Origin of the sequence: Rhizohabitans arisaemae (assembly GCF_025996515.1) — a bacterium.
In the GTDB taxonomy this organism is placed as follows: domain Bacteria; phylum Actinomycetota; class Actinomycetes; order Streptosporangiales; family Streptosporangiaceae; genus Rhizohabitans; species Rhizohabitans arisaemae.
In genome coordinates this window covers 1354761-1374393 of sequence record NZ_BLRH01000034.1, presented here as the reverse complement: position 1 = coordinate 1374393, position 19633 = coordinate 1354761, and the positions used below count along the sequence as shown (strand labels likewise).

The window sequence follows — 19633 nt, the reverse complement described above, 5'->3', positions numbered from 1 at the left end:
CCGGAAAACGGTGCGGCGGTCCGCGCCGCACCAGGAGGTGCGAGGCGAACCGCCGCGACGGGGATGTCCGGGTTCAGCAGAGTTCGTCGAGGGTCTTGGCCTGCTTGTCCCGGGTCGGGGTGGGGGTCGGGGTCTTCCCGGCGTTCGGCCGGCCGGGGCGGGTGGTCGCCGTCGAACCGGGCTTGGGGGTGCCGACCGCCACCGGGTTCGACGGGGGCGCCAGCGACTCGCGGAGCGCCCGGTTGGTCTCGGCGCGGATCTTCGCCCAGTCCGGGTTCCCGGTGTAGATCAGCGGGGGCACGAACTGGAGGCTGCTGATCCGCCCCTTCGTCACCCGCTGGGCCACGGGGACGATGTGCTCCAGGAGCGGCCGGGGGATGTCGGTGCGGAACAGCCGCTTGGCCGCGGCGGCGATCCGGTCGAACCGGCGCAGGACCGTGACGGGGTCGGCCTGCTTGGCGAGGGCGCCGAGCAGGCAGCGCTGGCGGCCCATCCGGCTGAAGTCGTCGCTGCCGACGCGGGAACGCCCGTACCAGAGGGCCTCCTCGCCGGAGAGCCGGCGGGTGCCCGCCCGGATGGTGCCCGCGGTGCCGTAGTCCCCGCCGTAGCGGACGTCCCGTTCCACCTTGACCACGATCCCGCCGATCGCGTCGACCATCTCCGCGAAACCGTACATGTCCACCAGGGCGTAGTAGTCGACCTTCAGGCCCAGGGTCTGGTGGATCGCCGCCTTGAGCGCGTCGGCGCCTTTGTTCGGACCGCCCATGATCTCGGGATGGTTGTCGGCGTACTCCCAGACCTCGTTGAGCAGGCCCTGGGAGCCCACGTCCCCCTGGAATCCGTTGGGGAACCGGGCCTGCAGCGGGCTGTAGTCGGGGAAGCGCACGTACTGCAGGTTGCGCGGGAGGCTGAACAGGACCGTGTTGCCGGACTTGATGTGCACGCTCGCCAGGGTCATGCTGTCGGTCCGCACCCCCTCCCGGCTCTTGTGCGCGTCCCCGCCGACCAGCAGGAAGTTGATCCGCTCCTTACCTTCCCAGGGATCCTTCTCCTGGATGGGGGCGACGTTGGGGGCCGCCGGCTTGAAGACGGTGTTGAGGCTGTCCCTGGCGGCCAGCACGGTTCGGGCGGAGACCGCGAACGGGGTCATCACCGTGACGCACAGGATGCCGACCGCGATCCCGGAGAAGATCTGGGCGACGCTGCTCAGCCGGTCGGGGTCGAGCACGATGTAGGACCAGAGGATCAGGCCGAACCAGAGCAGCGCGGCGGTCACCGCCCCGGCCGTGATCGCGACCAGGGTGCTGTCCCGGAGCGCGAACCCCGCCAGGTCGAGGCCGCCGATGACGATCGTGCCGCCGGCGGCGAGCAGAAGGAAGGCGTAGACGCAGATGAGCGCGATCCCCGTCCGCCGGTGTCCGGCCCGGATGTGGGCGGCCCCCGGCACCACCGCGGACAGGGCGGTCCAGCCGATGATCGCGGCGGCGCCGAGCGGCCTCACCGAACCCTGCCGGACGACCGCGTTGCCGGCGGGCCTCCCCCCAGCGCGCCTGAGGTTCATCCTGACTCCATCTTCTTGCCTGGTGGTGACGGGTCCCCTGGCCACCACGGGTGACGGTTCGGTCGGCTTGTCCCAGGACAACGCCGGTGCAGGTGGCACGATTTTCCAGGATTCTATGCCTCATACCTGGACATCACCGACACATTCAAAAGATCTTCACTTAAGAACACGCGTCGTCGAACGAGACGGCGGCCGACTTCGGGATCGCCGTTCGATCCGACTCCTCGATCACCGCCCTCGTCAGCTCGCGGATCCTTGCCCAGTCCGCCTGCCACGGCTTGACGGCCGGCGGTATGAAGGTCACGCTGCTGATCGGAGCCGTCCTGACCAGTGGCGCCAGGTCGACCAGCGCCGGTAGCAGCTGCCGAGGGATGTCGGTGGACACGAGCTGCTTGGCAGCACGAGCGAGCCGATGATAGCGGGTCAGGATCGTGATCGGGTTCGCCTGCCGCGCGAGCCGGCCCAGGAGACAGCGCTGGCGGGACATCCGGGTGTAGTCACTGGTGCCGGTCCGGGAACGCGCGTAGACCAGGGCCTGCGCCCCGGTGAGCCGGTGGACGCCCGGCTGGAGCACCACCCCGGTCTCCCCCCAGCGGACCGGTTCGGCGACGTTCACCCGGACTCCGCCGACCGCGTCCACCAGGGTCGCGAAGGCGCTCATGTTCACCAAGACGTAATGGTGGACCGGGATCCCCAGCACCTGGCCGACCGCGGCCTTGACGAGATCGGGCCCGGGCCTGCGGGAGCCGGGGACGAGTTCGGGGTGCGCGGCGCCGTACCCCCACAGGGCGTTGATCAGGTTGTCGAACCCGTGGGGAAACCGCGCCCGCATCGGGGTGCCCGGCGGGAACGGCACGCCCTCCAGGTTGCGGGGCAGGCTCAGCAGCGCCGTACGGCCCGTCGCGGTGTTCACCGAGGCGAGGACCAGGGTGTCGGTGCGCAGGCCGAACCGGCCCGGCCCGTCGTCTCCCCCGAGGAGCAGGACGTTGAGGCGGTGCAGGCGCGCGAGCGGGTTCACGGCCGCGGCGGCGGGCGGGGCCGCCGGCCAGGCGTGTGGATCGCCGGCGCCGTCCTGGAAGACGTCGGTCACCAGGTCGTACTGGAGGTATGCGTAGCGTGCCGTGGCCGCGAAGGGGGCCGCCGCCGTCAGGGCCAGGACCGAGGCAAGCAGTGCCCCGGCCACCCGTTTCCCCGCGGGCAGCCCGGCCGGGTGGAGCACCGTGTACGACCGCAGGACCAGGATGGCCCAGGCGGCCGCGCCCGCGCTCGCCAGGGAGCAGAGGACGATGAGCCAGGAGGGCTGGACCGCCAGCGCGGGCAGCCGGTCCCGGAAGGTGAACGCGAAGGCGAGGACCACGGTGGCGACGCCGTAACCCGCGCTGAGCAGCGTGGTGCCCGTGGCGGTCCGGTCGGCCCGCAGGTGAGCGAGTCCCGGGACGACCGCCGTCGCCGCGGTGAGCAGGAGGATGGAGCCGAGCCCCCGCTGCGGGACCTCGGCCGGGAGCGGGAATTCGGTGCAGGGCTGTTCCCGCAGGGTCCGTTGCGCCGGTCTCTCCTCGTCCGTCACGGCGCGCCACCTCCGTTCACCTGCGTGGGCGTCCGTCGGCGCCCCAGGCGTGGTACTCCGTTCAGAATGACATTCAAGGAAGGTGTTTTGGTGGATGCTGCGCTTCGTGTCGGATTTCGAGATTGCGGTGTCGCGGATGGGGTGCCGATTGGTTTCCCGGCCGAATAGCAATATCCGTCACATCAGGCACATGGGTCAAAGTACCCCATCGATAGATCGTCCTGCGGCCAAACGGCGCCCGGCTGTTTCGGGCGTGCTTGATCCGGTCCAAAGATTGTGCGCAGCCGGTCGGCGGGGGAGCGAGTCCCGCTGGATTGTCTGGCCATATCGGTGCTGACCTGGGTGTTCATTGTTCGGGAAGTGCTGGATTGATCAGCTTGGCAATATTCGGAGATGTCGCAATTCAGGGCAAATCAATATTGATTTCTGGGCATCCGTTGTCGCATCGTCATTAAATTGAGAGCGCAAGCTGTGCGATGTTCAGGACCGATCTGCCCCTCTTGCCATAGCTTCGAGTCATGAATCTGCAGCAGCTCCGTTACGTGGTGGCGACGGCGGAGCACCGGACCATGACCGATGCGGCGAGGTCGCTATTCATCGCTCAGCCCGCGCTCTCCCGTGCGATTCGTGATCTCGAACGCGAGCTGGGTTTGACCCTTTTCGCCAGATCCGGCAGAGGGGTGCTCGTGACCTCGGCCGGACGCCGGGTGGTGAAACTCGCCAAACAGGCGCTCGACGCCATCCACGAGATCGAGGAGTTCGCCCAGCAGAGCACCCGGGGCGGGGACGAGTTGCGCATCGCGGCGACGCCGAGCCTGGAGCCCGGGCTCGCCGGACGGCTGCTCCCCGCGTTCATCTCCGGCCATCCCGGGGTGCGGGTGCACATCGTCCGCTGTGACGGCCGGGACGGGGTGGTCACCGCCATCCGCGACCAGCGGGCCGACCTCGGCTTCACCGACCTGCCGGTCCCCGCCGACCTGGTGAGCCACCCGCTGGAGCGACAGGAGATCGTGCTGGTCTCCCCGCCGGGACTGGACCTGCCGAGCCCCGTCCCGATCCACCGGCTGAACGGGATGCGCCTGGCGCTCCCCGCCGCCGACCACCCGCGCCGCCGGGAGATCGACCTCGTCTTCGCCAGGCACGGCGTCCGGCCGGTCGCCGCCGTCGAGACCAACGACCGCGTGGGCTGGCTCGCCACCGTGCGCTCCGGGCTCGCCTCGCTCCTGTGGTTCCGGAGCATCGCCGAGGAGGCGACCCGGGTCGGGCTCGTGGTCAGATCCCTCGACCCCCCGCTGCGCCGGGTCATCGCGATCGTGCACGCCCGGCGGCGGCTGCCCGTGGCCGCGCAGGAGTTCGTGGACATGGCCGAGGGCGGCTTCGCCGCGTAGCCCGTACCGGCCTTCGGCGTGCCGTACGGCGTGCGCCGGGCCGGCCGTACCCCGCACGGACATCTCGCCCGCAGGGCCGGGGATAGGGTTGAGCGGGTGACGCCGAAGACGCTGCGCCTGGGCAGGCGGGAGTTCGCCCCCGGTGAGTTCGCCGTGATGGCCGTGGTGAACCGTACCCCCGACTCGTTCTTCGACCGGGGGGCGACCTATGGGTTCGACGCCGCGGTCGAGGCGGTGGGCCGGGCCGTGGCCGAGGGTGCCGACATCGTCGACATCGGCGGGGTCAAGGCGGGGCCCGGCGAGGAGGTCGGCGTCCGGGAGGAGATCCGCAGGGTGGCGGACCTGGTCGCCGCCGTCCGGGAGCGGCACCCCGAGGTGCTGATCAGCGTGGACACCTGGCGGGCCGAGGTCGGCGAGGTGGTGGCGCAGGCCGGCGCCGACCTGCTCAACGACACCTGGGGAGGGGTCGACCCCGAGCTGGCCGCGGTGGCCGCGCGGCATGGCATCGGCCTGGTGTGCGCGCACGCGGGGCGGGTGGAACCGCGGACCCGGCCGCACCGGATCGGCTACACCGACGTGGTCGCCGACGTGGCCGGGCTCACCGTCGAGCTGGCGCGGCGGGCCGTCGCGGCGGGGGTGGACCCCGAGCGGATTCTGATCGACCCGGCCCACGACTTCGGGAAGAACACCTGGCACTCGCTGGAGGTGTCCCGCCGCCTCGGCGAGCTGACCGCGACCGGGTGGCCGGTTCTGGTGGCGGTCTCCAACAAGGACTTCGTCGGTGAGACGCTCGGCGGGCTTCCCGTCGACCGGCGCGCGGCGGGCACCGTCGCCACCTTGGCGGTCTCCGCCTGGCTGGGCGCGCGGGTGTTCCGGGTGCACGACACGGCCGGGGCGCGCCGGGCCTTGGAGGTCGTCCGGACCCTCCGTTCGGCACCGTGACGGCGACGGGCTGTCACCACGGAACGTTCTTTTCCGGAGACTCGGTAAGGACTCCTTACAAAAGGGTCATTCATCGCTAGTCTGGCGAACTACCTCGATCTAGGTGGGTTGCCATGCGTCATGTTTTCGGGCTCATTGTGGGCGCGGCCGTGGCCGCCGCGCTCCTTTACGGTGCCGGTTGGGCGTATCCGCAGATGACTCGGGTCGGTTCCCCGCTGATACAGCCGATCGACGACACGCGGCTGCTGACCGCCCTTGGTGCGCTCGCCGGGATCGGGCTCCTGGTCGGTCTGGTGTCGGCGGTGCGGATGTCGCCGTTGGCCGCGTTCGTCCCCTCGGTCGTCCTGCTTTCCTGGACCGTGGTCTTCCTGCTCGACATGGAGCGGGCGGCGGCTCTGGCCCCGGCCGGGCCGATCGGCGACGGGATGCAGTCGCTCCTTGAGTCGGGCATCTATGGCTTGTTGGGAATTGCCCTGTTCATACCAGTACTTATGCCATCACGCTGGTCGCGGCCGGACTATGACGACGATGACGATGATTTGGATGACTCTGACTACTGAGGTCGGCACCGTGCGAGCAGTTACTCTTACCATTCCGCATCTATTAGTTGGATTTAACGGTATATCGTGTGTCTGAGGCGGCAGGCTGTGCCTTTCGGTAAGTCCCCCGAGGAGAGGCGCGCGTGATGGCTAAGGCTGGGTTGCCACCCGACGTCGAGCCTCTGGCGGTAGGCGACCCGGTGATCATCGGGCGGTACCTGCTGCTCGGCCGGCTCGGCGTCGGCGGAATGGGCATCGTCTTCCTCGCCGAAGGGCCGGACGGGCTGCTCGTCGCGCTGAAGACGCTGCACCCGCTCCGCGCGCCCGAACCCACCGTGCTCGCCCGCTTCGAACTCGAGATCGAGCTGAGCAGGCGCGTCGCCCCGCTCTGCACCGCGCACCTGGTGGAGGCAGGCACCTATCGAGGCCGGCCCTACCTGGTGACCGAGTACATCCAGGGCCCGCCGCTCAACCGGGTGATCGACGAGCAGGGTGCGCTCAGCCCCGAGATGGCGTACGGCGTCGCGCTGGGCGTCGCCGCCGCGCTCCTGGCGATCCACGGGGCCGGGCTCGTCCACCGGGACCTCAAGCCCGGGAACGTTCTCATCTCCCCGTCCGGGCCGCGGGTCATCGACTTCGGCATCGCCCGGGACCTGGAGGACGGCACCGACGGGCACACCCAGGCCGGAGTCGTCATGGGCAGCCCCGGGTGGATCGCGCCGGAGCGGCTCCGCGGGCAGCCCGCCGTACCGGCCTCCGACATCTTCGCCTGGGCCTGCCTGGTCTGCTACACGATCACCGGCGTCCATCCGTTCGGTACGGCCGACTCCGACGTGATGAACCGCCGGCTCCTGCTGGAGGTCCCCGACCTCGGCCGGGTGCCCGAGGAGATCCGCCCGCTCATCGCGGCCGGCCTGTCCAAGGCCCCCGAGGACCGGCCGGACGCCCGTTCCGTGATCAGGTCGCTCCTCGCCATGCGCGGGAGGAACCCCGCCGACCTGCGCCTGGCCCTCGCCGACGTGCTCGACGAGGTCTGGTCCCCGGTCGGGTCGCGGACCCGCCGAAAACCCGGGGCGAGATCCCGGTACCGCAGGTACGCCGCTGGGCTCGCCGTCGCGGCCGCGGCCACCACCGCCGTCGCGGTCGCCGCCGCGACCAACCTGCCCGTGCGCGAGCAGGTGCAGAGCGTCGGCCGGACCCCGCTGACCGGCGGCTCGCAGCCGTCCGCGGTGAAAATGGGCGGCAGCCTCTCCAAAGAGGTCACCCCGAGATCCATGTCGGCCACGGTTCGGCCGGTGCAGCCGGCCCCCGACCGGGAGCCCCCGGCGCCCCGGGTCACCGTGACCGAGACCTACACCCCGCCCGCGAAGACACCCAAGACCCCGGCGCCCCGGAACCCGCCGCGCACCCCGGTGGAGACGGAGAAACCGCCGGACCAGGACTCACCCACCGAGGTCTTTCCGCCGGGGGTGGATCCCGCGATGGTGCCGCCCGAGGAGTCGGGCGTCTGCAAGAGGTACAACAGGAAAGGCGTTTGCAAGCGCTGGTATTGAGCGCGAGAACCCCCGTTTTCCCACGTCATCGCCGTACATCCGATTCATGTTTGGAGAGGGGAACGGCAAAAGGCGGACGCGCGTCCCTGCCGTGGATTTCACAGTTTTCCGTCGCCCCGGATTGTCCACAAGGACCGATCGGCCGTGCTGACCTGCGGAGAACTGATCACCGGCTACTTCTCCCATCACTCCATATCACGGCGATATGGAGGATTTGACATATCCATTCGAGCAACTTGACCAATATTTTTTACTGCACCCCCCACAAAGGAGTGCACATGATCGGTCAACGCTCGATCGTGGTCGGGGCCGCCATCGCGGCTCTCGCCCTCGCCGTCACGGTGACCCCCGCAAGCGCCGACCCCGGCTCCTTCTCCGTCGCCGACCCCTCGCCCTCGATGGTGGAGGCCCTCCAGCGCGACCTGGGCCTCAACGCCGAGCAGGCCTCCGTACGGCTCGCCAACGAGGAACGGGCCATGAAGACCGAGAGCGTCCTCGCCGCGACGCTCGGCGGGACCTTCGGCGGCGCCTGGCTCAACGCCGACGCCTCCACGCTGCTCGTCGCCACCACCGACGCCGGCGCGGTCCAGGCGATCACCGCCCAGGGCGCCCAGCCCGTCCTGGTCGGCCGTACGCTCAACCAGCTCAACGCGATCAAGGACCGCCTCGACCGGGCACCCGCGTCGCTGCAGGCCGGTGCCACCCTCTGGTACGTCGACGTGCCCACCAACAGCGTCGTCGTCCAAGCCCTCGACCAGGCGGCCGGCGAAGCCCTTGTCACCGCGGCCGGGCTCCGCAAGGCCGGCGTCCGCGTCGTCGCCTCCCCCGAGCAGCCGCAGCCGTTCATCAACCTCGTCGGCGGCGCCGCCTACTACATCGGCTCCAGCCGGTGCAGCATCGGCTTCTCGGTGACCCGGGGCGGCCAGCCCGGCTTCGTCACCGCCGGCCACTGCGGCCGTACCGGCGCCCGGACCAGCAACCCGTCCGGAACCTTCGCGGGCTCCTCGTTCCCCGGCAACGACTACGCCTACGTCTCCACCCCCGGCCACACCCCCACCCCGTACGTGCGGGGATCCGGTGGCGCCAACGTGACCGTACGGGGCTCCACCCAGGCCTCCGTCGGCGCCTCCATCTGCCGGTCCGGCTCCACCACCGGCTGGCGCTGCGGTGTGATCCGTCAGCACAACACCAGCGTCACCTACCCGCAGGGCACCATCTACGGTGTCACCCGCACCAGCGCCTGCGCCCAGCCCGGTGACTCCGGCGGCTCGTTCATCTCCGGCAGCCAGGCCCAGGGCGTCACCTCCGGCGGCTCCGGCAACTGCAGCACCGGTGGCACCACCTACCACCAGCCCGTCAACGAGATCCTCTCCGTCTACGGCCTGACCCTCCGCACCGGCTGACGACGGCAACCCCGCACATCGCCTTATGACCGTGGCCACGTGACCCCCCACACGTGGCCACGGTCCTCGCGTTTCCCGGTCGCCCGCCCCGAGCGCGCCGGGAGGACGGATTCCGCGGTCGGGCGACAGGAAGGAGTGCACGGCCGGCGGTGGGATGCCGTCGGCGAGTCCGCTTCGACGATCACGGCGACGTGCTGTCCGGCATCGCCCCGAAGAGGGATCCTGGGCGGCCCTACGCGTTCGGCTTGGGGGAGTAGTCGAGGCCGAGTGTGCCGGCCAGGTCGCGGAGGCATTCCTCGAATACGGGCTCCAAATCGGTGTAGGCGAAGTCCAGTTGATGCAGCACTTCCATGCACAGCAGGCCGTACAGCCGAATCCAGCAGGTCAGGAAGACGTGCGCGGCCCCAGGGGGCAGGGCTCCGTCGATGGAGGCCGAGTAGGCGGCCAACTGCTCGCGCAGCGACTCGGGCAGATCGGCCGGGTCGGGCACCGGGAACGGCCGCGTCCGCCACAGCTCGACCGTCAAATCCAGGAGTATCTGTTCGAAACGCTGCCCCGCCTGGTGGCGTACCGAGTCAGGTTGCCGGTTCGGCGGGGCGACGGGGGTGGCGAAGATCCAGCCGAACTCGGCCGGATGGGCGACCGCCCAGGCGCGCATGGCGCGGCAGACCGCCAGTATCCGCGGGCCGATCGGCGCGCCGGAGTGGTCGCGGGCCCGTTCCATCGTGGTGGCCAGTTCACCGAAGAAGCCGGCGGTCACCGCGCCGACCAGCTCGTCGTGGCCGTTGTAGTAGTGGTACAGAGCCGGACCGCTCATGCCCACCTGCCGGGCGACCGCGTTGACGGTGACCGCGGCCGACCCCTGCTCGACCAGCAGCTTGCGCGCCGCCGCGTGAATCTCCTCCAGGGTGGCCTGGCGCAGTCTCTCCCGTCGGCTGGTGGTGTGTGCGGACATCCTCGCCCCTCTTCGCGCTTCCTCGACATCTCTCGACGGCATTGACATCTTAGAGCATCTGTGTTTCCTTAATGGCTCTAACAATTCTAGAGCCTCTAGGGGTCAATGTGGAGCTTCGCTGGTGGATCCTTCTCTCGCTCTCGGCGGTCCTGCTGGTCACGGCCACGTGGTGGTGGTTCTCCCGGTCCGCGCACGTGCGGCGCGGCCTGGACCGGCCCGCCGGTAAGAGAAAGGACTCCTGACATGCCGCGCACCGGCCCTCGCCGCCGTCTTCGGCAAATACGCCATGAAGGCGACCGTCGACGTCACGCCCATGATGCGCCGGATCCGGCCGCACGAACGGCTTCGCGTGCCTGCGCGGCGCGGCGAAGGGATGGAAACGCATCCGTTCCCGGCTGCCGGAGATGTCCTCGGCAGCCAGAAAAGGACCACTCTCGTCATGTCTCTCGCACCCATGTCCGTCTCCCGTACCCTGATCACGATTGTCGGGGTGATCACGATGGTCGGCGCCGTGCTCGCCGACCTGGTCATCCCTGAACTGGCGGTCCAGCACGCCTTCAACCCCGCCTGGCCCCCGCACGCCAAGTTCCACGACGCCCAGTACATGGTGATGACGGTGCTGCTCGGCCTCATCGGCCTGGCACTCGCCGTACGACGGGGGCGCAATATGCGTGTGCGGCTGCTTTCGGCCGCTGCGGTCCTCGCCACGCCCTGGCTCGGTATGTTCGGGGCACTTCTGTTCCCCGGCACCGCCGCCTATGATCCGGAGTTCGCCGACCGGACCGTCTTCGTCCTGGGCCTGCACGGACAGGTCTTCATGGCCGCCGTCCTGACCCTGGTCCTGATCGGCGCGGCGGCGACGGCCCTACGCATTCCCGCAGACTCCACCACCCCGGTGTAGACAACCGAATTCCCCGATGCGACAGCGCTTTGCGGCTCATTCAGGGCCGCAAACGCTTGGTCGAACAGGGGGTCCACAGATCATGGGGCGACCTACCCTGCCGACGATCTCGGGAAGCCGTCACCGGTTCGACGGTGCGCCCGGATCAGATGGGGTGCCGGGAGAGGTGGTCGGCTTGGCGGATGGGTTCGGGGAGGCGGTAGGCGGGGGAGAGGGCGAGAACGTGGGCGCAGGCGTTGTCGAGGCCGATGCGGTGGCCCTGCGAGACGTAGACCGGCTTGACTCCGCTGCGGGTACGGAGTGCCCGGCCGACCACTTCGTCGTGATCGACGATGGGAGCCCAGTCTCCCCGCTGCTGCCCGGGTTCGGCGTACTGTCCGATGAAGGAGGTCTTGGCGACCCCGACGGTGGGAAGGCCGGTGAGCACGCCGAGATGGCAGGCGAGGCCGAACCGCCGGGGATGCGCGAGCCCGTACCCGTCGCAGACAAGCAGGTCCGGCGTGGTCCGCAGCTTCTCCAGGGCGGTGACGAGGGTGGGGAGCTCGCGAAACGCGAACAGACCGGGGACATAGGGAAACCGGGCCGGTTCGGTGACCACGACCTGCTCGGCGACAGTGAGCGTGTCCGCTTCGACGATCACAACGGCCGCGGTGACCTGGTCGCCGTCGGTGCCATAGGCCACATCGAGCCCGGCGACGAGCCGCACCTGCGCCGGCCCGGGATCCGCCAGATCGGTCAGCGGGCGCAGCCGTTCCTGGATCGCCTGCGCCTCCTCGGTCGTATCCGGCCACGGATGCAGATGCTGTACGCGCATCCCCCTGTTCTACCGCCGAGTCCCCCTGGAGATCACCGTTGTTTGCGGATCACGAAGGGTAAGGGCTTCGCCTGACCGCGCCAACCGGCCCCAGGCCTCGGCGGCGAAAACCGATGGAGTCCGGATGGGGCCTCGGGCAGAGTGACCGCGTGGTCGAAAACGAACTGGTATCAGCCGCGGCGCTTGGAGAAAACGCGGAAGCGGAACGGCTTCTCGCTGGTGGTGCGTCTCCAGATGAACCCGACGAGGACGGCGACACCGCTCTCTACCGGGCCGCCGTGCAGGGACACGCGGACATCGTGCGCATGCTGCTGGCGGCCGGAGCCGATCCCGACCGGGAGGGTACGGGCGACGGCGGAGGACTGCCGCTCTGCGCCGCCGCATGCTGGGGGCACCTCGACGCGGTGGTCGCGCTGCTCGACGCCGGTGCCGACCCGAACCGCCGGGAGGACGAGGCGGGCAGCGCGATGACGGCCCTGCACTGGGCGGCGTCGAACGAGCATCTGGCCGTGGTGAACACCCTGCTCGCCCGGGGCGCCGCCCCCGACCTCGGCGGAGCCACCGGCCGTACCGCCCTCTCCCACGCCGCCGCGAGAGGGGCGACGGCCGTGGTCAGGACATTGCTCGACCACGGGGCCCACCCCGGGGTCCGCGACGACCAAGGCCGGCGCCCCGTCGACCTGGCTCTGCCGTACGCCGGCCGGGACATCGAAGCGGAGCTGCGAGCCGAAGCCGCCGAGCACGCGCCGCAGGGAGCACGGATCGACATTCGCCGTGAGGAGTCGGAGGGAGGCGACGTCCGGATCGTGGCAGAGGTGTACGACGCCGACGGCGACCTCAGATCGGAGCGGTCTCTCAGCACCGGCCACGCCGAGATCGTCCGCCTCCTGCACGCCCGGGAACCCGAGGCCACCCATCGTCCGTAGCCAGACAGCCGTTCTGCCTGCTGTCTCAACGCAGACCCGGCGGCGCGGCAGCCGTACCGGCGAGGCGACTTTGTTCTTCCCTTGCTCAACCCGTGCCGGTCACACACGGAGGAGGGCGCTACCGGGTCTTCTGCCGCAGGTTCTTCAGTAGGTGGCAAGACCGGCGCGAACGACTGAGGTAGCCCGGAGAGGCAGGGCGGGATGACCCCGGACGGTGCTTGGGACTTGCAGTACCTAGCCGGGAGCCTCCATGGACGTGGGGCTGCTCACCTGCTTCATGGGCGTTTGGAGCGGTTGTCACGACCTGGGGATGGGAGCCGTACCGACCCAGCGGTGGTAGGCGTCCATGTCGACGTTGCCGCCGCACACGATGGTGACCACGTGCCGGCCGGCGAAGCGGTCACGGTCTTCGAGGACCGCCGCGACGCCGAGCGCGGCGGACGGTTCGACGACAAGGCCGGCGTGGTCGAGGAGCAGCCGCATTCCGGCGATGATCGACGCTTCCCGGACCAGGACGGCGTCGTCGGCGACCAGGAGAAGGTCGTCCAGGACGGCCGGGATGGGGAACCGGCCGGCGACGCCGTCGGCGATGGTGTCGGTCGAGTCGGTGGTGACGACGCTCCGCCGGTGCCACGAGTGCGTCATGGCCGGTGCGCCCAGCGGCTGGACGCAGATCACCTCGACGCCGGGCGCCAGGGCCTTCAGCACATGACCGATACCGGTGGCCATAGCCCCGCCGCCGAGGGCGATCAGGACGGCGTCGAACGACGGTACGGTGTCCACCAGTTCCAGGCCGATGGTCGCCGCGCCTTCACAGGTCTCGATGTCCAGGCTGTCCTCGACCAGCCGGATGCCGTCGTACCGCGCGATGGCCGCCGCCCGCTGGCGGGCCAGGTCGAAGTCGCCGTCCACCAGTTCCAGCCTGGCGCCGAACGCGCGGATGCGGTCGAGCTTGGTGGCGGGCGCGAAGCGGGACGCCACGACGGTGACGTCAAGCCCCCGGCTGCGACCGGACCAGGCGAGGGCCTGTCCCAGGTTGCCCGCGCTGGCGCACACCACGGCTCGCGAGCCGTCGCCGGCGAGCAGGCTCGCGATCACCTCGGTGCCGCGGGCCTTGAAGCTGCGGATGGGGTTCGCCGTTTCGAGCTTGACGCTCACCGCGCACCCGAGTTCGGTTTCCAGCGCCTCGCAGCGGTACAGCGGGGTGTCGAGAAAAACCGGGTCGATCACCTGGCGAGCCGCCTGGATCCGCGTGGTGTCAAGGCGCGTCTTCACGACACCGCAGCGTAGCGCCGACACCGGTCCGTTTGGGCGAATTTGGGGGGTCCGACGCCAGTACCGGAAGGTGACTCGGTACCGACGGACGCGGGGTTGAGGCCCTGAGCCGACTCAGATCGGTACGGGCCGCCGGAGGCCGTTCCGGCGCCTTGCGGTGGCCCCGGGTCTGGGCGGCGCCAGCCCTTGCGTTGCCGGTGTGATCGTTGTGGTGTACGCACTCGGTGGGGTGCGGACAGCTAAACGATCACGCGAAACCGGGGGAGCGGGGGCCGGACGTCTCGGTTCTCCGTCCGGGCCGCCTGGGGACGTGCCGGTCTGGATCGCTTGTGGGATTTGGCGGGTACGGGCTGCGCCTGGCCACTCAGGGTGTCGTGGCGCGCCTGAGGTCGAGTGAAGCCGGGAGCGACACGGGGACGCCGTGGTGCGCGGGTCCGCGACGGCCAGGGTAGACGCCCCATCGATCCGGTTCTGCCGTACATAGGCCGCGATACCGAGGCGGACTGCGTGCCGAGGCCGCCTAGTGCACGCCGCAGGATGCGCGGATCGGTTGAGTGAAGCGCTGATGGTGTCGGTGGCCACGGTGACTCGTCGAGGCCGCAATGGAGCTCAACCTTGAGGGTTGAGTGAAACCCCGCAGGACTGGTGGCGATCCCGGCGCCCGGCGGCGGCAAGTAGGGCTAACCGGTCACTTCGGCACGGTTAGCAGCCCACTGCGATGGTCTGACCGACGGTGGTCGGGTCGGCCAACGTCGACGGCCAGGCTGGTCACGCCGTACTGGACGGTCACCACTCTCACTCCAGACTTCGCAGGTACGCCGCCACGCGGTGCTTGCCGCCGAACTCGGCCCAGCCGAGCGGGGTCGAGTCGTGCTCGGTGTCCTTGATCGTGTGGTCGGCACCAAGCCCGATCAGTGTCCTGGCCGTCTCAACGTCATCGTTCCAGGCCGCCACGTGCAGCGGGGTGGAACGATGCAGGTGGTTCACGCCGAAGCCGAGACCGGCGAGCAGTCGCACCGCTGCGGGCTTGCGCTGCCCAGCCGCGCTGCCGATCAGCTCGGGGGATCGGGCGAGCGCTCGCGCCAGCAGTTCCGGCCCGAATCGGGCCACCGCGTCGGCGTCGGCGCGCATGCAGGCGGCGGTGAACGCCTCCATCTCGTCCAGTACCGCCGAGGCACCTGCCGCGGCGAGGATCTCCACGACCTCGGTGTGTCCGTTCAGCAGGGCAAGCTCGTAGGGTGTGCGTCCGCCGTACGTCGGATGCCCGCCAAGGCTGTTCACCTCCGCGCCGTGTGCCAGGAGCAGCCGGGCTCGCTGCGGGCCGCCCCGCAGCGCGGCGGTGGCCAGTTCGTCGCGCAGCATCTGCTGCGGGGACTGCAGCATCGGCCCCAGCCGGGCATGCCACGGTCCGCCTTCGCCGCGGCCCAGGCCGAACTCCAGCAGCAGCTCAAGGTGCGCGGTGTCGTCGGAGAAGGAGCCGCCGAGCCCGAGGTTGTAGAGAGCCTGACTGTCGTTGGGGTCCGCTCCGGCCTCCAGCAGTAGCCTGGCCAGCGCCAAGCCCTGCGGATGCGGTGGCTGGTCGCCCTCTCCTCCACCGAATGCGCCGGTGAGCACGGTGAACGGCGAGGTCAGCCCGTCCCACAGAAATCCGGCGTTCGGATCGGCGCCGTGCTTGAGGAGGAGCCGGGCCGCTGTCACGTACCTGCCGGGAGCATGAAGACGCGCGTAGGCCAGGTACAGCAGCGGTTCCCACCCGAAGGGGCCGCCCTGTGCCCGGGCCAGCTCCGGATTTTCGGCCAGCGCATCGGCCAGCGCATCGGCCGAGCCGGTGGCCGCCATCGTGAAGACGTTCGCGATGGGCAGCTGCGGATGCCGGGCCGGCAGCAGGTCGGCCTCCCCGGTCCGGCCCGGGTAGTCCGCGCCATAGGTGAGGCAGGCAAGCCGCAAGAACTCCTCCGGCAACTCTTCGCTCGGCACAACCCGGTGCGGCGACCGGGAGTACCGCTCGACGGTGCCGATGTGTTCCTTCAGCCTGGGCCAGCTCGCAAAGCCGTACATGCGGGCGGTGACGAGTTGCGCATCGGACAGCTTGAGCGTCTCCGGCGGTCGAGGATGGAACTCGGTGACGAGCCCGAGCGCCTCAGGAACTCCCGCATTCACATACTGAAGGAGTGTCTTGGCCTGCTTGCGGAGCCGTTCGATGCTGGGGTTGTCGGGCAGGCGGTGAATAGGCATGAGAGCCTCCTTTCCGTCTGGCCTGGCGTCCGCATCATCAGGCCGGAAAAGAGGTCGGGCCGGGTCGTTCGATGGGCATCAGGTGGGCTTCGCCCTTCCCGCGGACCGGTGGCGCCCTGAGCACGCGACACCTAGCCTACGCCGACATTCGTGCACCTGCTGAGGCTGCCGACTACACCGGATGTTCATTGCGTTCTCGGAGCGGGAACAGTCAATGCCTATGTCTGCCGGTTTCTCCTTGAGAAGCTCCCAGCGGAATCCGTGTCTACTTGGGTCCCGAACCGGATCGGCGGCTGTCGGGGAGAGCGCTCCGGCCATGCTGTTCGGTTGTCAAGTGACAGGCAAAGAACTGACCAAGGCTACTGGTGTTACTCCTGTTCGCTTGGGTTCCAATGCTTGTCAACATGTTGCCTGGGCCCGCAGGTCGGTCGGGGGTTGGGCCGGACGTCTCGGTTCCTCGTCCGGGCCGCCTGGCGCGGTACCGGTGGTTGCGGACTTTTCTGATACGGGCTGCGCCTGGCCGCTCAGGGGCGTCGTGGTGCACCGCGTCGGCCGCCTGGTGGCCGTACCGGCTTCGTGTGAAGTCGGGGTGCGACATGGGAACGCCGTGGTGCGCGGGGCGACGCGCACCACGGCGGTCACGGGTTTAGTGGAACTGCTCCTCCTCGGTCGAGCCGCGCAGCGCGGTGGTCGAGGAGTCGGGCGCGATGGCGGTGCTGACCAGGTCGAAGTAGCCGGTGCCGACCTCGCGCTGGTGGCGCGTGGCGGTGTAGCCGGCGGCCTCGGCGGCGAACTCGGCCTCCTGCAGCTCGACGTAGGCGGTCATGCCGCCGTCGGCGTAGCCGCGGGCGAGGTTGAACATCGAGTAGTTGAGCGAGTGGAATCCGGCGAGCGTGATGAACTGGAACTTGTACCCCATGTGCCCGAGTTCGCGCTGGAACTTGGCGATCGTGGAGTCGTCGAGGTGCTTGCGCCAGTTGAAGGACGGCGAGCAGTTGTAGGCGAGGAGCTGGTCCGGGTACCTCGCCTTGATCTTCTCGGCGAACTCGCGGGCGATCTCCAGGTCGGGCGTGGAGGTCTCCATCCAGAGGAGGTCCGCGTGGGGGGCGTAGGCGAGGCCGCGGGCGACGCACGGGTCGATTCCGTTGCGCACGCGGTAGAAGCCTTCGGCCGTACGCTCACCGGTGGTGAACTCCTGGTCGATCGGGTCGACGTCGCTGGTGATCAGGGTCGCGGCCTGGGCGTCGGTCCGCGCGATGATCAGGCTGGGCACGTCGGCCACGTCGGCGGCGAGCCGGGCGGCGTTGAGGGTCTTGACATGCTGTCCGGTGGGGATGAGGACTTTTCCACCGAGGTGTCCGCACTTCTTCTCGGAGGCGAGCTGGTCTTCCCAGTGGACGCCGGCCGCACCCGCGGCGATCATGCCCTTCATCAGTTCGAAGGCGTTGAGGACGCCGCCGAATCCGGCTTCGGCGTCGGCGACGATCGGGGCGAGCCAGTGCGGGGCGTTCCCGTCGCCTTCGGACCAGGTGATCTGGTCGGCGCGCAGGAGCGCGTTGTTGATCCGGCGGACCACGGCGGGCACCGAGTTGGCCGGGTAGAGGCTCTGGTCGGGGTAGGTCTGGCCGCCCAGGTTGGCGTCGGCGGCCACCTGCCAGCCGGACAGGTAGATCGCTTTGAGCCCGGCCTTCACCTGCTGGACCGCCTGGTTGCCGGTGAGCGCGCCGAGGGCGTGCACGTAGTCCTCGGAGTTGACGAGGTTCCACAGGCGCTCGGCGCCGAGCCGGGCGAGGGTGTGCTCTTCGAGAACGGATCCCCGGAGCTTGATGACGTCCTCGGCCTTGTAGGTCCGCTCGACGTTCTCCCAGCGGGGATTCGTGTCCCAGTCGTGCTGTAGGTCCTCAATTGCTCCCTTGAGGCGATCTTGCATGGGTTTACTCCTTATGTCGTCCTCTGGGTGCCTGTGAGGATTCTCTGCCCCGACCACCGGTTACTAGCCGGTAGCAAGATGCAGAAAAAGTACGAAATTTCCGCTACCATCAATTGATGGCGACCTTTGCAGGAGAAGCATCCGCTGATTTAACGTCCGAGCTCAGCCTGGCGAGTGAACTCGATCTCATCGCGTTCGGTCAGCGGCTCCGGCATCTCCGCAAGAAGCGGGGGTTCACCCTGTCGGAGCTCGGCGAGCGGGTCGGCCGGGCGCCGAGTCAGCTCTCGCTCCTGGAGAACGGCAAACGCGAGCCGAAGCTGTCGCTGCTGAAGACCCTGGCCGGGGCGCTCGGCGTCCCCGTGGAGGAGCTGCTCCGCCGCCAGGCGCCGAGCAGGCGGGCCCAGCTGGAGATGGAGCTGGAGGAGGCGCAGCGCGATCCGGTCTACGCCGCGCTCGGCCTGCCCCACCTGAAGGTGTCCGTACGGGTGCCCAGTGACGTCCTGGAGCACGTGCTCGCCCTCTACCGGGAGCTGCGCTCCAGGGAAAGCCGGGGGACCGCCACCCCCGAGGAGGCCCGGGCCGCCAACGCGGGCCTGCGCCGGAAGATGCGTGAGCGCGGCAACTACTTCGCCTCGATCGAACGGGTCGCCGCCGACGCCCTCGCGGCGGTCGGCTACCGCTCGGGCGCGCTCTCCCAGAGCACCGTGCTGGCGCTCGCCGCCCACCTGGGGTTCAGCCTGGAGACGGTGCAGGACCTGCCGAGGTCCGTACGGTCGATCACCGACCTACGCAACCGCCGTATCTACCTCAAACGCGAACAGTTGGGGATGCACACCCCGCGGACCATCCTGCTCCAGACCTTGGGCCACATCATCCTCGACCACGCCAAACCCCGGGACTTCGCCGACTTCCTCCGCCAGCGGGTCGAGGCCAACTACTTCGCGGCGGCCATCCTGGTTCCGGAGGCGGCGGCCGTACCGTATCTGCTGGAAGCCAAGGCGGAGCGGGCGCTGTCCGTGGAGGACCTGCGGGACGTCTTCGCCGTCTCCTACGAGATGGCGGCCCACCGGTTCACCAACCTCGCCACCCACCACCTGGGCCTCACCTGTCACTTCGTGCGCAACGACGCGGGCGGGATCATCTACAAGGCGTACGAGAACGACGGGGTGGTCTTCCCCGCCGACGAGCAGGGTGCGATCGAGGGCCAGCGGCTCTGCCAGTACTGGTCCGGTCGGCAGGTCTTCCGCTCACCGGACCGGTTCTCCGTGCACCACCAGTACTCCGATTCGCCCACCGGCACCTATTTCTGCGTCGCCCACGTCGACCCCTCCCGGGAACGGGACTTCGCGATCACCCTCGGGGTGCCGTTCAAGGAGTCGCGCTGGTTCCGCGGGCGGGAGACGACGAACCGCACCAAGTCCCGCTGCCCGTCCGAGGAGTGCTGCCGCCGTCCCCCCGCCGACCTGGCGAAACGCTGGGAGGGGTACGCCTGGCCGTCGGCCCGCGCCAACTCCCACGTGCTGGCCGCGCTGCCCCCCGGGACCTTCCCCGGGGTGGACGAAGCCGACGTCTACGGGTTCCTGGAGCGTCATTCGCCCGCCTGACGGTGGAATAGCGTGGAAGCGTGACGGCGAGAGGTAGGGC

Annotated in this window: 16 protein-coding genes; 9 read left to right on the top strand and 7 right to left on the bottom strand. The window is 69.5% G+C overall.

The window, feature by feature from the left end; genetic code table 11:
* Nucleotides 1-73 precede the first annotated feature (73 nt).
* Together RUR_RS21755 and RUR_RS21750 are read right to left on the bottom strand one after the other, a co-directional pair.
* On the bottom strand, nt 74-1561 hold the full coding sequence (locus RUR_RS21755; RefSeq protein WP_283136949.1) for an LCP family protein: 1488 nt from the start codon (nt 1559-1561) through the stop codon (nt 74-76).
* A gap of 160 nt (nt 1562-1721) precedes the next feature.
* Entirely contained in the window at nt 1722-3128 is a 1407-nt protein-coding gene (locus RUR_RS21750; protein WP_283136948.1) for an LCP family protein, read from the bottom strand.
* A gap of 518 nt (nt 3129-3646) precedes the next feature.
* Between RUR_RS21750 and RUR_RS21745 the strand changes: the two genes are divergently transcribed.
* The 5 genes from RUR_RS21745 to RUR_RS21725 all read left to right on the top strand — a co-directional run bounded on the left by RUR_RS21745 (nt 3647) and on the right by RUR_RS21725 (nt 8953).
* Complete coding sequence (locus tag RUR_RS21745) at nt 3647-4516, top strand: LysR family transcriptional regulator (RefSeq protein ID WP_283136947.1); 870 nt, start codon at nt 3647-3649, stop codon at nt 4514-4516.
* Nucleotides 4517-4672: 156 nt separating this feature from the next.
* On the top strand, nt 4673-5458 hold the full coding sequence (gene folP / locus RUR_RS21740) for a dihydropteroate synthase (protein WP_283137071.1): 786 nt from the start codon (nt 4673-4675) through the stop codon (nt 5456-5458).
* 113 nt (nt 5459-5571) lie between these two features.
* Nucleotides 5572-6018: a hypothetical protein gene (locus RUR_RS21735; protein ID WP_283136946.1), complete on the top strand. Its 447-nt coding sequence runs from the start codon at nt 5572-5574 to the stop codon at nt 6016-6018.
* A 125-nt stretch (nt 6019-6143) separates the two neighbouring features.
* Nucleotides 6144-7550 carry a serine/threonine protein kinase gene (locus tag RUR_RS21730; protein ID WP_283137070.1) on the top strand — a complete coding sequence of 469 codons (1407 nt, stop codon included), beginning with the start codon at nt 6144-6146 and terminating at the stop codon, nt 7548-7550.
* Between the two features lie 278 nt (nt 7551-7828).
* Complete coding sequence (locus RUR_RS21725) at nt 7829-8953, top strand: S1 family peptidase (protein ID WP_283136945.1); 1125 nt, start codon at nt 7829-7831, stop codon at nt 8951-8953.
* Between the two features lie 232 nt (nt 8954-9185).
* Here the strand turns inward: RUR_RS21725 and RUR_RS21720 are convergent, their stop codons facing one another.
* Nucleotides 9186-9908, bottom strand: a complete 723-nt coding sequence (locus RUR_RS21720) for a TetR/AcrR family transcriptional regulator (RefSeq protein WP_283136944.1) — start codon at nt 9906-9908, stop codon at nt 9186-9188.
* Between the two features lie 107 nt (nt 9909-10015).
* On the opposite strand from RUR_RS21720, the gene RUR_RS21715 reads away from it, so the two are divergent.
* The gene (locus RUR_RS21715) at nt 10016-10150 is read left to right on the top strand and encodes a hypothetical protein (protein ID WP_283136943.1); all 135 of its coding nucleotides are present in this window, start codon (nt 10016-10018) and stop codon (nt 10148-10150) included.
* 197 nt (nt 10151-10347) lie between these two features.
* Nucleotides 10348-10809, top strand: a complete 462-nt coding sequence (locus tag RUR_RS21710; RefSeq protein WP_283136942.1) for a DUF6640 family protein — start codon at nt 10348-10350, stop codon at nt 10807-10809.
* A 145-nt stretch (nt 10810-10954) separates the two neighbouring features.
* On the opposite strand, the gene nfi is transcribed toward RUR_RS21710, so the two are convergent.
* A complete protein-coding gene (nfi, locus tag RUR_RS21705) occupies nt 10955-11623 on the bottom strand; it encodes a deoxyribonuclease V (RefSeq protein ID WP_283136941.1) in 669 nt (222 codons plus the stop codon).
* A 149-nt stretch (nt 11624-11772) separates the two neighbouring features.
* Here nfi and RUR_RS21700 point away from each other — a divergent pair, with 149 nt between their 5' ends.
* Nucleotides 11773-12549, top strand: coding sequence for an ankyrin repeat domain-containing protein (locus RUR_RS21700; RefSeq protein ID WP_283136940.1), 777 nt, complete (start codon nt 11773-11775; stop codon nt 12547-12549).
* A gap of 297 nt (nt 12550-12846) precedes the next feature.
* Here RUR_RS21700 and RUR_RS21695 read toward each other — a convergent pair whose 3' ends face one another.
* From RUR_RS21695 to aceA, 3 genes are all read right to left on the bottom strand, one after another.
* A complete protein-coding gene (locus RUR_RS21695; protein ID WP_283136939.1) occupies nt 12847-13824 on the bottom strand; it encodes a threonine ammonia-lyase in 978 nt (325 codons plus the stop codon).
* Nucleotides 13825-14619: 795 nt separating this feature from the next.
* Nucleotides 14620-16059 carry an ankyrin repeat domain-containing protein gene (locus tag RUR_RS21690; RefSeq protein ID WP_283136938.1) on the bottom strand — a complete coding sequence of 480 codons (1440 nt, stop codon included), beginning with the start codon at nt 16057-16059 and terminating at the stop codon, nt 14620-14622.
* 646 nt (nt 16060-16705) lie between these two features.
* Complete coding sequence (gene aceA / locus RUR_RS21685; protein ID WP_283136937.1) at nt 16706-17989, bottom strand: isocitrate lyase; 1284 nt, start codon at nt 17987-17989, stop codon at nt 16706-16708.
* Between the two features lie 167 nt (nt 17990-18156).
* Here aceA and RUR_RS21680 point away from each other — a divergent pair, with 167 nt between their 5' ends.
* Nucleotides 18157-19593 carry a helix-turn-helix domain-containing protein gene (locus RUR_RS21680; RefSeq protein ID WP_283137069.1) on the top strand — a complete coding sequence of 479 codons (1437 nt, stop codon included), beginning with the start codon at nt 18157-18159 and terminating at the stop codon, nt 19591-19593.
* The last annotated feature ends 40 nt before the right edge of the window (nt 19594-19633 follow it).

Bases quoted from the DNA above. Each gene is read 5' to 3' on its own strand.
- RUR_RS21730 (WP_283137070.1), top strand. From the start codon at position 6,144: ATGGCTAAGGCTGGGTTGCCACCCGACGTCGAGCCTCTGGCGGTAGGC.
- RUR_RS21755 (WP_283136949.1), bottom strand. From the start codon at position 1,561: ATGAACCTCAGGCGCGCTGGGGGGAGGCCCGCCGGCAACGCGGTCGTC.
- nfi (WP_283136941.1), bottom strand. From the start codon at position 11,623: ATGCGCGTACAGCATCTGCATCCGTGGCCGGATACGACCGAGGAGGCG.
- folP (WP_283137071.1), top strand. From the start codon at position 4,673: ATGGCCGTGGTGAACCGTACCCCCGACTCGTTCTTCGACCGGGGGGCG.
- aceA (WP_283136937.1), bottom strand. From the start codon at position 17,989: ATGCAAGATCGCCTCAAGGGAGCAATTGAGGACCTACAGCACGACTGG.
- RUR_RS21710 (WP_283136942.1), top strand. From the start codon at position 10,348: ATGTCTCTCGCACCCATGTCCGTCTCCCGTACCCTGATCACGATTGTC.
- RUR_RS21735 (WP_283136946.1), top strand. From the start codon at position 5,572: ATGCGTCATGTTTTCGGGCTCATTGTGGGCGCGGCCGTGGCCGCCGCG.
- RUR_RS21745 (WP_283136947.1), top strand. From the start codon at position 3,647: ATGAATCTGCAGCAGCTCCGTTACGTGGTGGCGACGGCGGAGCACCGG.
- RUR_RS21690 (WP_283136938.1), bottom strand. From the start codon at position 16,059: ATGCCTATTCACCGCCTGCCCGACAACCCCAGCATCGAACGGCTCCGC.
- RUR_RS21720 (WP_283136944.1), bottom strand. From the start codon at position 9,908: ATGTCCGCACACACCACCAGCCGACGGGAGAGACTGCGCCAGGCCACC.
- RUR_RS21725 (WP_283136945.1), top strand. From the start codon at position 7,829: ATGATCGGTCAACGCTCGATCGTGGTCGGGGCCGCCATCGCGGCTCTC.